The following is a 14891-nucleotide window of genomic DNA, read 5'->3' as shown; positions in this document are numbered from 1 at the left end:
GAAGGCCGGGACCCATACCGCGTGATTTATCGATTGTGATCGGTAGGAGTACCGAACGACGAGTCTTCGCCAAATATCTCCCTGGGGTTATGGGTCCCGGCCTTCGCCGGGACGACACTGGAGTATGTGGCGCGCGCAGCGCCTACCCCACAGCCCCCGACCCTCGCAGCTGCTTGATCGCGGCCTCATCGTATCCCGCGCCACGCAAAATCTCGTCACTGTGCTCGCCGACGCCGGGCGGCTTGCGCGGCTGCACCTTTTTGGTGCCGTCGATCCAGATCGGACTGGAGATAGTGAGCATGGTGTCGTTCTCGAACGGCACCAGCACCTCGTTGTCGAGCATCTGCTTGTCGTTCGGGATATCGTCCAGAATGCCGACGATGCCGAACACCAGCCCATTGCCGTCGAGGATCTTGCGCCATTCGGCGAGATCCTTGGTGGCGAACGTCTCGTCAAAGATCTTGATCAGCTCGACCGAGCGGGCGTGGCGGTCGGGCTTGGTGGCGAAGCGCGGATCGGCGATCAGGTCGTCGCGGCCGAGGCAGCGGGCGAGCGTCGGCCACTGCTTATCCTCGCTGAGCAACGACAGGATCAGCCAGCGGCCGTCCTTGCACTGATAGTGGTTGCCTACCGCATTCGGCGCGCGCTCACGCGGCCGCCTTTCGCCGAACTTGGCGCCGCAGAGCTTTGCCTGCGCCAGCACGCTCGCGGCCCACACGCCATTCGCCATCAGGTTGGAGGCGACATGCGAACCCTTGCCGGTCTTTTCGCGCTGATAGAGCGCGGTGACGATCGCGCTGTACAACGCCATGGCGCAGGGATGGTCACCCATGCCGGCGACCGAGCGAGCCGGCGTGGTGTTGGTGTCGGCGCGGACAAGGTCCATCAGGCCGGAGCGCGCCCAATAGGCGTTGCTGTCAAAGCCTGGCTTGTTGGCTTCCTCGCCCTTCTCGCCGTAGCCGGTAAAGGAGGCGTAGATCAGCCGGTCGTTGAGATGGGCGAGATGGTCATAGGTGATGCCGAGCTTGGCGCGGACGGGCGGCGGCATGTTGGTGATGAAGACGTCGGTCTCTTCGACGAGCTTGTAGAGCACGGCCTGCGCCTCGGGCTTGGAGAGGTCGAGCGCGAGGCTCTTCTTGTTGCGGGCCTCCAAGAGCCAGGCGAAATTGTGCTCGCTGGTCGGATAGCCCGGCAGGTTCGGCAGATTGCGGTAGGGGTCGCCGGCGCCGGGCGGCTCGATCTTGATGACGTCGGCGCCGAAATCCGACAGCACGGTCGCAGCCGCGGGCGCTGCGATGAAGCTCGCGCAATCCAGAACCTTCAGGCCTGTAAAAATGCCTTTTTCCATCGCGGCGTTGCTCCCTTGCTCTTGTCGTTTCCCGCTGGCTGGAATTCACAAACCCTGACAGCACAACCATTTGACCGATGTTTCGGTGGGATGCAACGCCCCTCCGGGGCGCGCATTCGCCGGGCTGAAATGCGAGAGGGCTGTGGCAATCAGCTCGCCCCGGTTGTACAGCTTTGTCGACCTGCGCTGCTTCACGCAGGCTGATGTTCGTCTCGAAGGATCAGCCGGTCATGTCGATCCCGTTCGTCCGCCTGGTGGTTCCCGCCGCGTTCATGATTTGGTGCGGCATGCACGGTTCGGCCCGAGCGGGTGACCTCGAAGATTGCAACGGCCCGCCGTCTGAGAAGGTCGAGGCTGGCTGTACCGCCATCATCAACGATCAATCGCGCGCCGCCGAGGAGCGGTTACGCGCCTATGTGAACAGGTCGCGCCTGTTCATGGGCCGCGCGAACCTCGATGCGGGGCTGGCCGACGCGGATGCGGCGGTCCAGCTCAACCCGAAATCCGTGCCCGCGTTGCTGTCGCGCGGCTTCGCCCGGCAGCGCAAAGGCAGTCTTGACGGAGCGCTGGCCGACATCAACCAGGCCATCGAACTCGATCCCAAAAGCCCGAATGCGTTCGCATCGCGCGGCGGAGTGAAAATCGACCAGAAGCAGTGGACCGACGCCGCCGCCGATTTCAGCCAGGCCATCACGCTGAGGCAGGACTTTGCCCTCGCCTATGTCGGGCGTGCGCGGGTCTATGTCGAGAGCTCGCAGCTCGATCAGGCCATGAGCGACCTCAACACCGCGATCTCGATGAATGCAAGCTTGCCCAACGCCTTCTTCTGGCGCGGCCAGGTCTATCGCCGCAAGGGCGACATCGATCACGCGATCGAGGATTTCTCGCGCGCGATCGCGCAGACGCCGCAGCCCGATCGTGCCTCCTATTTCGCGCGGGGGCAGCTGTTCAGCTCCAAGGGCGATTATGCGCGCGCGATCGCAGACTTCGACAAGGTGCTGTCGGTCGCCCCGAACGACCCCGCCGCGCAGCAGCAAAAGCAGTCCGCTATCGCCATGCAGGCCGAGCTTGCGAAGGTCAGTGGTGGGCCGCCAACGCCCGCGGCACCCAAGGCTGTAGCCGTCGCCCCGCCGCCTGCGGCACCGCAATCAACGGCCCCGCTGGCAACAATCCCGCAAGGCACGATCCCGGCGTTGACGCCGGGCCTGAGCGAGGCGGCGCAGTTGATGGCGCAGAAGAAATACGCCGAAGCTCTCCCGCGCCTCAACACGGTGCTCGCGGCCGATCCCCGCAACCTGGCCGCGCTCAGATACCGAGTTGTGGCGAACCTGTCATTGTCCCGCTTCGCGGAGGCGCGGACCGACATCGATGCCCTGCTGAGGATGAAGCCGAACGACGGACCCTTGCTGGTGTCCCACGCGGTGGCCTCGATCGGAATGAAGCAATTCGATCAGGCTACGGCTGATGCCAATCAGGCGCTCAGTGTCAATCCGAACGATGCCGCTGCCTATATCTGCCGCGGCATGGCGAACCGCTTGACTGGAAAATTCCAGGACGCACTCGCCGATTTCGACCGTTCGATCTCGCTCAACGACAAGGACTACATGGCCTTCTCCGAGCGCGGCCAGACCTATATGGGCCTCAACCAGATGGACAAGGCCGTGGTCGATTTCGACCATTCGCTGGTGCTCAATCCCGTCAACGACACCGCGCGTGCCGCCCGCGGGCTCGTCTTGCTGCTGAAGGGGAACAACGCCGAGGGCCTCGTCGACGTCAAGAACGCGCTCGATCGCAATCCCAACAACCAGGTCGCCGAGCTCGGCCAGGGACTGGCGATGCTGATCTCCGGACAATATGACCGCGCGATCGTGGCGCTCGACCAGATCGTCGGCAAGCAGACCGCCTTCGACGCGTTCGTGCGCACGCTCCGCGCGCGCGCCTATCTCGGCAAGAAGGATGCCGCCGGCGCCATGACCGATCTCAATCTGGTGCTGGGGACGCGGCCGAACGATCCGGATGCGCTCAGCCTGCGCGGGATCGCCTTCACGTCGTTGAAGCAATACGACAAGGCGCTGGACGATCTCGGCAAGGCGATCGCGCAGAAGCCGACGATCGAGCGCTATTTTGCGCGTGCGGGCGCCTACGAGGCCAAGAGCGATCTGGACAAGGCAACGGACGATTATCGCAGCGCCACCCAGATGACGCCGGCGAACGTGTTCGACGTCGCGGCCCAGGCTCAATCCAAGCTGAAGATCCAGCAGCTTTCGAAGCGCACCCCCTGCGGCAGTTCCGGGCGCGGCAGCAAGGACGATACCTGTCTGTAGCCGACAAAACGAGATCGGGTGAGATGGCGTCGCTTGTCAGGCCGCGACGGACTCGCGGTTGCCGAATCGACCGATGTTGGAGTCTCCCCAGGCTTTCAACGCCGTCAGGACAGGCGTCATGCTTCTCCCCAATTCTGAAAGACTGTATTCGACCTTCGGAGGCACCTGCGGATAGACCTTTCGTACAATCAACCCGTCGATTTCGAGTTCGCGGAGTTGATTTGTAAGCGTCCGATGCGTGACGGCAGGAATTCGCCGCTTGATTTCGTTGAAGCGAACCGTCCCTTCCAGAAGGTGGAAGAGGATGACGCATTTCCATTTCCCATCGATGAGGCTGATGGCGGCTTCCACCGTGCAGCCCGGGGCGCAATCGAAGCGCGAGTGCCGAGGTTTGGCCATGACGGTATCCTTTTCGATACTAGTGGCAATTCTTGTGCGTATCGCAAGATCTGAGGCTACCGGCTAATTGTGGGCCGGACAAGTCGGCGACTGCCGCATGCGAGCTGAAGCTGCGGTCCTCGACACATCCAAGCCTTCATAAACAAAAATGACAACCAGGGGAGTGAGACACATGAGGACCGCGAGGCGAAATCTGATTCTAGTTTCGATAGCCGCTGCATTTCTGGGTGGAGCGGCGCAGGCCCAGGATCGGGGAGGCAAGGCCGAGATATTCGCCAGACTGCCTCAGTCTGTCGGCAATATTGCGTTCACACCGGACAATCAGCTGATCTTCAGTCACCATCCATTCTATGATCCCGAACTGAGAGTAGCCAGGCTCACATCGTCGACAACTTTCGAGCCCTTTCCGAATGCCGAATGGAACGTTCCAAGGAAGGGAACGGATCAGTATCTCGACAACGTGCTGGGGTTGCGATCCGACGAAAGTGGAGTCGTATGGATTATCGATATGGGTTTTCGAACCCGGATCACGCCGAAGCTCGTCGGTTGGAATACGCGGGCGAACAAGCTCGAGCGAATATACTATATGCCGGAGCCGATCACGGTGGCGGGGTCTCAACCGCAGGACATCGTGATCGATCAAAAGAATCGAAAGTTCTACATTGCCGACGAAAACATCGGGCCGGGAGGCGATGGTTCTCACGCGGCGATCATTGTGATCGACATGGACACCGGCGCCGCGCGGCGAGTGCTGGATGGCGATCGATCAACCGTTCCGGAAAATATCCCAATCACGGTGGACGGCAACGATCTGACCGTGCCGGGCAAGGACGGCAAGCCATCCATCATCAAGGTTGGTTGCGACGGCATTACGATGGACGTCAACTCCGAGTGGGTCTACTTCGCTCCGCTCAGCGGCCGATCTCTCTATCGGATCAAAGCGGCCGACCTCAGTAACGAGAAGCTCGGCTCCGAAGAATTGAGCAAGAGGGTAGAACGCTACTCCGACAAGCCTAACAACGGCGGTCTATCAATCGACTACGCGGGCAATATCTATCTGACCGCCGTTGAAACCAAGTCGATCGGCATCATCGGGTCGGACCGGAAATATCGTACTTATCTCAATGATCCTGACATGGTGTGGCCGGACGGCATTACGGCGTCTCCGGACGGGTACATGTACGTTTCTGCGTCCCAAGTCTCTGCAGCCGCAATGTTTCACAACGGAAAAGCAGAGAACAAGACGCCTTATCTGATCTATCGGTTCAAGCCGGAGGCCGCGGGCTACATCTCCCGGTAAGATGTAAGCTACTCCTCACCCGCCAGCAGCGCGGCGTTGCCGCCGGCCGCGGCCGTGTTGATCGTCACGGTCTGCTCGGTGGCAAAGCGCGTGAGGTAGTGTGGGCCGCCGGCCTTGGGGCCGGTTCCGGACAGCCCGTTGCCGCCGAACGGCTGCACGCCGACCACGGCGCCAATCATGTTGCGGTTGACGTAGATATTGCCGACCTGGACCCGGTCGATGATCGCCTCGACCGTGTCATCGATGCGGGAATGGACGCCGAGCGTCAGCCCATAGCCGGTGTGCTCGATCGCTTGCAGGACGCGTTCGAGGCTCTCGGCACGATACCGCACGACATGGAGGATCGGCCCAAACACCTCCTCGGTGAGCTGGCCGGCTTCCTTGATCTCGAAGATGTGCGGCGCGACGAAGCAGCCCTCCGGCGCGGAACCTGCAAAGTGCAGCCGCGCCGCCGTCTTCATCCGCGCGATATGCGCGTCCAGCCGCTGTTTGGCCTCCTGATCGATCACCGGGCCGACATGGGTCGCGACATCGCTGGCGTCGCCGATCTTCAGTTCGCGCGCTGCGCCCGCGATCATCTCGATCATGCGGTCGGCGACGTCCTCCTGCACGAACAGCAGCCGTAGCGCCGAGCAGCGCTGGCCGGCGGAACGGAATGCCGAGGTCACGACGTCATCGGCGACCTGCTCGGGCAGTGCGGTCGCGTCCGCAATCATGGCGTTGATGCCGCCGGTCTCCGCGATCAGCGGCACGATCGGTCCGTCCTTGGCGGCGAGCGTCCGGTTGATCAGGCGCGCAACCTCGGTCGAGCCGGTGAAGACGACGCCAGCAATGTCAGGGTGCGCGGTCAGCACCGCGCCGATACGGCCGTCGCCGGTGACGAGATGCAGTGCACTTCCCGGGATGCCGGCCTCGTGCAGCAGGGCTACGGCCTCGCGCGCGATGCGGGGCGTTTGCTCCGCCGGCTTTGCGACCACGCTGTTGCCGGCCATCAGCGCTGCCGTGACTTGTCCGAGGAAGATCGCGAGCGGAAAGTTCCAGGGTGAGATCGCCACGAAGACGCCGCGTCCGCGCATGGTGAGCGCATTGCTCTCGCCGGTCGGGCCCGGCATCGCCGCCTCGCTGCCGAATTGCTTGCGGCCCTGCGCGGCGTAGTAACGGCAGAAGTCGGCGGCTTCGCGCAGCTCCGACAGCGCGTCGTCAAGCGTCTTGCCGCCCTCGCGCTGCAACAGTGCAATGAAATGCGCGCTGCGGCTCTCCAGCAGATGTGCAGCCTGCTCCAGCGCCGCTGCGCGCGCCGCCGCGGGCGTCCGGTTCCAGGCCGCGAAGCCAGCGCGTGCCGCGGTGACAGCCGCATTGGCCCGCTCGGGCGTTGCGTCGGTGACCGGCTTGAGATCGGTCGTCTCGGCCTTGACGTCGGCCAGCAACCGATCGAGCGCGGCACGCTCGCCGAATTCGATACCGCTGGAGTTACGCCGCTCCGGCGCGAACAGGTTGCCCGGAAGCGGAATCTTGGGATGGGCCGCCTGTTGCGGACGTTCGATCGCGTCGGCGGGCCGCTTCAGCAGCGCCGGGACCGGCACGCGATAATCGGCCGCCTGCGCCACGAAGGAGGAATTGGCGCCGTTCTCGAGCAGCCGACGCACCAGATAAGCGAGCAGGTCGCGATGGCTGCCGACCGGCGCGTAGGTGCGGTAGGCGATGTCGGGATGGTCCTTGGCGAGCTGCTCGTAGAGCGCCTCGCCCATGCCGTGCAGGCGCTGGAACTCGAAGCCGCCGCCATCACCGGCAAGCTCCAGCACCGTCGCGACGGTCAGCGCGTTGTGGGTGGCGAATTGCGGGAAGATGCGGGGCCGCAAGGCGAGGAGTTTTTGCGCGCAGGCGACGTAATTCAGGTCCGTCATCGTCTTGCGCGTGAATACGGGATAGCCGTCGAGCCCGCGCTCCTGCGCGCGCTTGATCTCGGTGTCCCAATAGGCGCCCTTGACCAGCCGCACCATCAGCTTGCGGTCATGTGCGCGGGCCAGCTCGTGGACGTAGTCGATCACCGCGCCCGCGCGCTTCTGATAGGCCTGGATCGCCAGCCCAAATCCGTCCCAGCCGGCGAGTGAGGGATCGGCGAGGGTCGCAGCGATCACGTCGAGCGACAGCTCCAGCCGGTCGGCCTCTTCGGCATCGACGGTAAAGTTGAGATCATGGGCCTTGGCGTGTTGCGCCAGATCCAGCAGTTGCGGCACCAGTTCGCGCATCACGCGCGCGTGGCTGATCGCCTCGAAGCGCGGATGCAACGCCGAGAGCTTGACGGAGATGCCGGGTCGGTCGGGCAGGGGATGGTTGCCGGCGGCCTTGCCGATGGTTTCGATCGCACTGGCATAGGCGTCAAAATAGCGCTTCGCGTCCGCGGCCGTGCGCGCACCTTCGCCGAGCATATCGAAGGAATAGCGCGGCTTCTGGCCCGAGCGCGGCCGGCCCCGCTCCAGCGCCTGCTCGATCGTCTCACCGAGCACGAAATGATTACCCATCAGCCGCATCGCCTGGCGCGTGGCGGTGCGCACCGCCGGCGCGCCAAGACGCTTCACCAGCCGGCCGATGGTGCCGTCGGGCGTCTCGCCGGGCTGGATCACCCGCGCCGACAGGCCGAGCGCCCAGGCCGAGGCGTTGACCAGGAAGGCCGTGGACTTGGTCTCGTGGTGGATGAAATCGCCTTCGCCGAGCTTGTCCTCGATGAACTGGTCGGCGGTGCGCGCGTCCGGCACGCGCAGCAGTGCTTCCGCCAGCACCATCAGTGCCAGCCCCTCCTTGGTGGAGAGGGCGAACTCCCGCAACATGTCCTCGACCCCGCCGAAGCGGTCGTCACGCTTGCGGATCGCCTCGATCAGCCGCGTCGCGGTGCGGTCGATCCGCGCCTCCTGCGGCGGACTGAGATGTGACGCCGGCAAGAGGCGCGCGGCGATCTCGGCATCATCGGGTGCGTAGGGGGCGACGAAGGGAGGCGGGATGTTCGGCATGGCGTGTCCTGTGGCTCAAATCCAGGATAAGGCCCGCATTACCGTAGTTCGATAGACAAGTTAGCCATTTCACCTTAGAAAATGAAGGTGAATATCGCTGTAGCCGGATAAAATATGGAACTTGATCGAATCGACAGGAAGATCCTCGCGATTCTGCAAGAGGATGGGCGAATCGCCAATGTCGAGCTCGCCGAGCGCATCGGGCTGTCGCCGACGTCGATTGGCGAGCGGCTGAAGCGATTGCAGCGCGAGGGCTTTATCGAGGGCTATGGTGCCAGGCTCAATCCGCACCGGCTCGGCCTGGGGCTTCTGGTGTTCGTCGAGGTGCTGCTCGACAAGACCACGCCGGACAATTTCGAGCGTTTTGCACGCGCGGTAAAACTCGCGCCTGAAGTGCTGGAGTGTCACATGGTTGCCGGCGGCTTCGACTATCTAGTGAAGGCGCGGTTGGCCGATATGACCGCGTATCGGCGCTTCCTCGGCGAGACCTTGCTGTCGATGCCGGGCGTGCGCGAGACGCGCACCTATGCGGTGATGGAGGAGGTCAAGCGCGACGCACCGTTGCCGGTCGGCTAGCGAAGTGCGGTCGCGATTGTCATTGCTGTGGAGTTCATCAGCGATCTCTGCGGGCAAATAGTTTTCCGTGTGCAATCGCAACGCCTGTCGTCGAATGCACGGATCGTCTTCTAAAATTTTCTTGGCCCCACTCCCGGATTAATCCGGGAGGCAGCAAAGGCTGGCGGGCTTATACTTTGAGGTTCTCTGCGGACGTCTTGCCCCGGTTTGCGATTTCTTCGTACTCAACCGTCTGTCCCTCGTTCAGGGAGGACAAACCGGCCTTCTGGACTGCCGAGATATGCACGAACACATCCTTGCCGCCCGACGCAGGCTGGATAAATCCATAACCCTTCGTCGGGTTGAACCACTTGACCGTACCTTTAGCCATCACGTCTTCTCCGCGGGTCTTCCTCCGAGATCTCGAACCGCCAGTCCCCGCCAACCGGCCGGTTCGGTCCTAACAGGATACGCGGAATGTGGCGGGCTTGGTAGATCAAACCATATCGGCAATCTGCGGAAAATCGCTCAACTTCGCGGCGTTTTTACCGGTTTTGCCCGTTTCGCGGTCAATCGGCCCGTGCGTATCACTCCATCAGTCAATAAGTCGCGGCCAGATAGTCGACGATCTTGCCGACATCGGCATCGTCGATCGGTGCGCCATAGACCTTGATCATCTTGGTCACCTCGGCCTGCCAGAAGCCCTTCTTGTCCTTCATCAGCGGCTGCGTGTTGATGTAATCGGCCGAGTGGCAGGCGCTGCAATTGCCCTGCACAACCTCGAGATTGGGGCCGGGCTTGAACGCGGCGACCTCGTCCGGGAGCTGGTAGTTGACGGGTGCTGCGGTCACGGCGCCGACGCCGGCGGCGAGGCTAAACAAGATGGCGAGGAGAACGGTGCGCTGCATGATAATTCTCCTCAGGCCACGCTGACGTGGACGGTTTCGACGACGTTGCGCAAATAACCCGCCGGATTCCAGCGCGGCTGATCCGGTTGCGTCTCGCCCGAATTGCTGGTGGCACGCACCTTAAGCTCGTGGCTGCCTGCCGCGAGCTTCACCGGCAGCTTCCATTCGCGGAAGGAGTAGTTGCCAAGATCCTTGCCGAGCTTGGCATTGGTCCAGGTCTTGCCGCCGTCAGTGGAGACCACAACCTCCTTGATGCCCTTGCCGCCGTCGAAGGCGATGCCGCGCAGTGTCGTGCCGCCCGTTTTTAGCTTGGTGCCATCGGGAATGCTGGTGATGAAAGAGCGGATAGTGAAGCGGTTGATCGGGATGGTCGCCTTCGGCGCGGTGCCTGGCTCGATCGCATTGTTCGGTGTGTCCGGAATGCGATAGGCCGACTTCATCCAGAAGCCGTCGAAGACGTTGTCGACGACGCTGATCTCGTTGAGGTGCTTGACCCAGTAGGTGCCGTAATAGCCGGGCACGATCAGGCGCAGCGGAAAGCCGTTGAGGAACGGCAGGTCTTCGCCGTTCATGCCGTAGGCCAGCATCACCTCGCCGTCGGTGGCGTGATCGAGATCGAGCGCCTTGGCGAAGTCCGGCGTCTTGTCGCTGACCGGGCCATCCATGCCGCCGAACACGACCTGCTTGGCGCCAGCCTGCACGCCCGCCATCTCCAGCACCGCCTTCAGCGGCACGCCGCGCCAGCGCGCATTGCCCATCGCGCCGTTGGCGAGCTGACCGCCGGCAACGCGCGGCTCGACGAAGCCGCGGCTGTTGCCGGAGCACTGGTTGACGGCGACGATCTCCGTCGCCTTCATTTTCCGGATGTCCTTCAGCGACAGTTTGAGCGGCTTGTCGACCTTGCCCTTGACCTCGAGCGTGAATTTGTCGGGATCGAGATTGTAGGGGATGTCAGCGAGGTGATAGCGCACGAAGAACGCGTTGTTCGGTGTGAGCGGGCCATCGTTGAATACCGCAAACGGCGTTTCGAGCTGCGGCGGCCGGCTGGTCAGGCCGATCATCGGCCGCTTCTGCGGATATTTCACCAGCGGCCGTTCGCCATTGGCAAATGGCAGCGTGACGGTGTCGAGTGCCAGTGCTTTGGTTGAGTTCAGTGCGGCCGCAAGTGTGGCAAGCCCCGCTCCTTTGAGCAGGTCGCGTCGATCAAACATGGTGTCTCCTCCCGGAGCTTTTCGTTGGCCAGCGGTCATCACCGCAGACCCGCGCCCATCTGCCGCATCGACTCAGGTGAAGTCAATTCGTGCTTTCGCAGCAAGCCCATGCCGTTGCGTTGCAACAACGCGGTGTTACGCCGCGACGAGTTCGTCGCCCGCGAGGAGAGCTGACAATGTCCTGGTATCCGCAACGACCCGCACGACCATCGGCTCGTCGCGGCCGCGGATCGCGACCTCCTGCTGCGGCAGCGCATCGTCGCGAAGGCCGGCGGTGCGGCGGACTTCTTCCGAGATGATGGCCTCGCAGGCAAGCGTCTTGGTCATGTCCTGGAGACGCGCCGCGACATTGACGGCATCGCCGAGCGCGGTGAACACGATGTGGTCGCGATAGCCGATGTCGCCGATGATGACCTCGCCGCCGTGGACGCCGATGCCGAAGCGGATCGGCTGGCGCAGATCCTGGCTCAGGAGCTCATTCAACTCGTCAACATGCGTGGCGATGGCGGCGACGGCCTTCAGCGCCTGCCGGCAGGCGGTCTGCGGATCGCTCGTGAGTCCGAACAGCGCGAGCATGCCGTCGCCGACAAATTGATTCGGCTGGCCGCCGTTCTCGATCACGGCTTGCGACACCGCGCCGAGGAAGCGGTTAACGATGAAAACGGTGTCGAACGGCAGCCGCTTCTCGGCGAGTTGGGTCGAGCCGCGCATGTCCACGAACAGGCTGACGAGATAGCGCTCCTGGCCGATTCTAGCCGGCGACGACGCAGCGTTCGCCGACAGCGTCTGCGGCATGAAGAGCTGGAAGAAGGAGAGGTCGGTGGTCGGCCGCAACTGGCAGGCAAGGCGAATGGAGGGATCGGCAGTACCGACGCGGGCGAGCACGAAGGCTTCGCGCTGCGACGGCTCGGGCAGTCCGCCATGGTCGCCGATAATGCGGATGCGGCAGGTCGAGCAGCGGGCGCGGCCGCCGCAGACGCTGGCATGCGGCACGCTATGGCGCAGGCTCGCCTCCAGCACGGAGAGACCCTTGGGCACGCGCACGGTCTTGCCGTTGCCGTAAGACAGCGCGATCATGCCGCCGCGCCGCTCGCGCCAGCCGCGCACGCCGCGCGCGAGCAGCACCAGCCCGAGCAGGCCGAAGTAACCGATTGTGAGTCCGCCGGTGATGCGGTCGAGCGTAGCAGCCTGTGCGAACGTGCCGACCTCGCGCTGCGTGTAATTTTGCCGGCGCCATTCTCCGTCCTCGCTATCGGCGGCAACGCTGCGGCCACCCTGGTAGATCCCGAGCAGCGCCAGCGTCGGGATCAGCACGGCGGCCGCGAGCAGATAAGGCGCCGCGCGGACGAAGAACGGCTTGAGCCGAAGCCAGAAATAGATGCCGATGCAGCCGTGCATCCAGGCGATGATGAGCAGAACCGTCATGCCCCAGAGCCGGCCGGATGACACGACGAAGAACAGATAGAGCTCCTGTGGATAGAGCTTTTCATGTCCGTAGAGCGTCTGGCCAAGCCGTACGCCGATGACATGCGCCATGATCAGGGCCGGAATGCTCAGACCCAGCACGAGTTGCAGCGGCTCGATCGTCCGCCAACGGAACTGCCGGCGCTGATACAGCGCATAGACGCCAAGCCCCATATGGATGAGAGCGGCGCCATAGAACACGATCGCGACGGGGAGGAACTGCCAGAATGTCGTGTGGTAATAGACCCCGACCTGCATGGCATCGACCGAGATGTTGCCGAGCGCATGGTTCAGGAAGTGGCTGACCACATAGGCGAACAGGATGACGCCGCAGACCAGCCGCACCTGCCGCGCGCTGGTCGAGCGGACGAGTTCGGACAATCGTGAAAGGGCGATGGCGGCCATGATTCGGTTGTATCAGTTCATCAAGGAGAACAGCCAGCGGAGAGTTAAATTCCGCCTGTGGACGGTGGGTCCGATCACATACGCGGCAAGGTTACGAAATCGTAGGGTGGGCAAAGGCGCCTTGGCGCCGTGCCCACCATTTTGCCGTCGTTCGCGATGGTGGGCACGCTACGCTTTGCCCACCCTACGATTCGTGCCCCGACACACGCGGTAACGACCCCCACATTGACTCCCCCTCCCAAGTCGGGGAAAAGCGCGGCCGTGACGATCGCTCCCGACATCACCGTGAAGTCCGACGGCGCCGAGCGCCGGCTCCTCGTGATGGCTGCGCTCGTCATCGCCGCGATGACGGTGCTGCGCCTCGTCTACGCCTCCGCGATCGAGCTGCGTACCGACGAGGCCTATTACTGGACCTGGTCGAAAGAGACGGCGCTGAGCTTCCTAGACCATCCGCCGATGATCGCCTGGCTCATTCGTTTCGGTACCGCGATCTTCGGCGACACCACGCTCGGCGTTCGCTTCGGCGGCATCGTCGCGATGCTGGTGACGCAGTGTCTACTCGCCGACATCGTCCGCCGTCTCACCCACGACGCGCGCGCAGTCGCGCTCGCGGTGCTGATGCCGGAGGCCGCGCTTTATTACGGCCTGCTGATGGCCAAGGTCGCGCCCGACGTTGCCCTGGTCCCGTTTGCGGTGGCAATGATGTGGTCGCTGGTGCGGCTCGCGCAGAGCGGCGACGGTCGCTGGTGGCTCGCGGCGGGGCTGTTCGCCGGTCTGTCGCTGCTGTCGAAATTCACCGCGATCATGTTCGCGCCGGCGGTTGCCGCCTTTCTGCTGGTGCCGGATTGGCGCGGGCGCTGGCTGCGCAGCCCTTATCCCTATCTCGCCGTGGTGGTTGCGATCGTCGTGTTCTCTCCGGTCCTGATCTGGAACGCGCAGCACGACTGGGCCTCGTTCCGTTTCCAGGGCGTGCGCGCCACGACCAATTACGGCATCTCGCTCCGCACCATCGGTGATTATATCGGCCTGCAATTCGGCCTGGTCGGCTTTGTCATGCTGCCGGTGGTGCTGTTGGGGCTGGCGATGACGGCGTGGCGCGGCTATCGCACGCGCGAGCCGGTCGCGATCCTGTTGTCGACCGCGGTGTTGGTGCCGTTCCTCTATTTCTTCGCCAAGTCGCTGACGCTCAGGGTCGGCGACACCTGGCCCATGTTCATGTGGCCTGTTGGTTTCGCCGCCGCGGCGGTCAACCTCGCGATGCTGCCTGGAGAAGGCTGGTCGGCGCGGATGATCCGGTCGGGCATCTTCTGGGTCAACATTGCGGTCGTCTCGGGCATCGCTTTCGTGGTGATCGTGTTCCTCTACTACGTCGCCGCGCCCTGGAATCTTCTCGGCAAGATGGATCCGATCGGCGCAGAGGCCGGCTACGAGCAGGTCGCCGCGCGTGCGCAGGCCGCACTCGATGAGACCGGCGCGACCTGGATCGCGACCACGGACTATCGCACCTACGCCATGATGCGCTGGCTGTTCAGGGACCGCGGCGTGCCCGTCATCGAGATCAACGAGCGCGGCCGCTTCCAGGATTTTCGCGATCCCGGCATGGACGGGATCAAGGGACACGCCGGAATCTATGTCGGTCGCGAGCCCGACAATCACGGTCCGGTGTGGGATTCGATCCCCGCCAAACGCGAGCCGCTCGCGCAGGTCGAGCGCCGCTGGCGCAGTGTCCTGATCGACACCTACGCGCTGGACAAGCTCACCGGCTGGACGCCGGAGCTGTCGCCGCCGAAAGACTCGCCGCTGTTCCAGTGGCGCGTGCTGGCGGGGGAATTCGCGAAGCGTGAGCTCAGCTAGCGAGGCCCTTCTTCCTTCTCCCCTTGCGGGAGAAGGTGGCGCGAAGCGCCGGATGAGGGGTTGTTTCCGCGAACTCTACTGCGAGGGATGTCTGCGGAGACAGACCCCTCACCCG

11 protein-coding genes are annotated in these 14891 nt (G+C 63.5%); 4 read left to right on the top strand and 7 right to left on the bottom strand.

Annotated features, from left to right (window positions below; translation table 11 throughout):
* Positions 1-142: 142 nt before the first annotated feature.
* A complete protein-coding gene (locus UB31_RS00140) occupies positions 143-1348 on the bottom strand; it encodes a CaiB/BaiF CoA transferase family protein (RefSeq protein WP_045003498.1) in 1206 nt (401 codons plus the stop codon).
* A gap of 230 nt (positions 1349-1578) precedes the next feature.
* On the opposite strand from UB31_RS00140, the gene UB31_RS00135 reads away from it, so the two are divergent.
* Positions 1579-3672, top strand: coding sequence for a tetratricopeptide repeat protein (locus UB31_RS00135; RefSeq protein ID WP_197090752.1), 2094 nt, complete (start codon positions 1579-1581; stop codon positions 3670-3672).
* Positions 3673-3708: 36 nt separating this feature from the next.
* On the opposite strand, the gene UB31_RS00130 is transcribed toward UB31_RS00135, so the two are convergent.
* Positions 3709-4071, bottom strand: a complete 363-nt coding sequence (locus UB31_RS00130) for a winged helix-turn-helix transcriptional regulator (RefSeq protein ID WP_045003496.1) — start codon at positions 4069-4071, stop codon at positions 3709-3711.
* Positions 4072-4243: 172 nt separating this feature from the next.
* On the opposite strand from UB31_RS00130, the gene UB31_RS00125 reads away from it, so the two are divergent.
* Positions 4244-5371, top strand: a complete 1128-nt coding sequence (locus UB31_RS00125) for an L-dopachrome tautomerase-related protein (protein ID WP_063775617.1) — start codon at positions 4244-4246, stop codon at positions 5369-5371.
* Positions 5372-5379: 8 nt separating this feature from the next.
* On the opposite strand, the gene putA is transcribed toward UB31_RS00125, so the two are convergent.
* Positions 5380-8379, bottom strand: a complete 3000-nt coding sequence (gene putA / locus UB31_RS00120; protein WP_045009369.1) for a bifunctional proline dehydrogenase/L-glutamate gamma-semialdehyde dehydrogenase PutA — start codon at positions 8377-8379, stop codon at positions 5380-5382.
* A 114-nt stretch (positions 8380-8493) separates the two neighbouring features.
* On the opposite strand from putA, the gene UB31_RS00115 reads away from it, so the two are divergent.
* The gene (locus UB31_RS00115; protein WP_045003493.1) at positions 8494-8955 is read left to right on the top strand and encodes an Lrp/AsnC ligand binding domain-containing protein; all 462 of its coding nucleotides are present in this window, start codon (positions 8494-8496) and stop codon (positions 8953-8955) included.
* 169 nt (positions 8956-9124) lie between these two features.
* Here UB31_RS00115 and UB31_RS00110 read toward each other — a convergent pair whose 3' ends face one another.
* From UB31_RS00110 to UB31_RS00095, 4 genes are all read right to left on the bottom strand, one after another.
* Entirely contained in the window at positions 9125-9325 is a 201-nt protein-coding gene (locus UB31_RS00110; RefSeq protein ID WP_008134691.1) for a cold-shock protein, read from the bottom strand.
* 208 nt (positions 9326-9533) lie between these two features.
* Complete coding sequence (gene sorB, locus UB31_RS00105; RefSeq protein ID WP_045003491.1) at positions 9534-9842, bottom strand: SorB family sulfite dehydrogenase c-type cytochrome subunit; 309 nt, start codon at positions 9840-9842, stop codon at positions 9534-9536.
* 11 nt (positions 9843-9853) lie between these two features.
* Complete coding sequence (gene sorA, locus UB31_RS00100; RefSeq protein ID WP_045009368.1) at positions 9854-11053, bottom strand: SorA family sulfite dehydrogenase catalytic subunit; 1200 nt, start codon at positions 11051-11053, stop codon at positions 9854-9856.
* A 135-nt stretch (positions 11054-11188) separates the two neighbouring features.
* Entirely contained in the window at positions 11189-12922 is a 1734-nt protein-coding gene (locus tag UB31_RS00095; protein ID WP_045009367.1) for an adenylate/guanylate cyclase domain-containing protein, read from the bottom strand.
* Positions 12923-13243: 321 nt separating this feature from the next.
* Here UB31_RS00095 and UB31_RS00090 point away from each other — a divergent pair, with 321 nt between their 5' ends.
* The gene (locus tag UB31_RS00090; RefSeq protein ID WP_045009491.1) at positions 13244-14776 is read left to right on the top strand and encodes a glycosyltransferase family 39 protein; all 1533 of its coding nucleotides are present in this window, start codon (positions 13244-13246) and stop codon (positions 14774-14776) included.
* Positions 14777-14891: the final 115 nt, after the last annotated feature.

Origin of the sequence: Bradyrhizobium sp. LTSP849, assembly GCF_000938255.1 — a bacterium.
In the GTDB taxonomy this organism is placed as follows: domain Bacteria; phylum Pseudomonadota; class Alphaproteobacteria; order Rhizobiales; family Xanthobacteraceae; genus Bradyrhizobium.
This window is presented reverse-complemented; position numbering and strand designations above follow the sequence as displayed.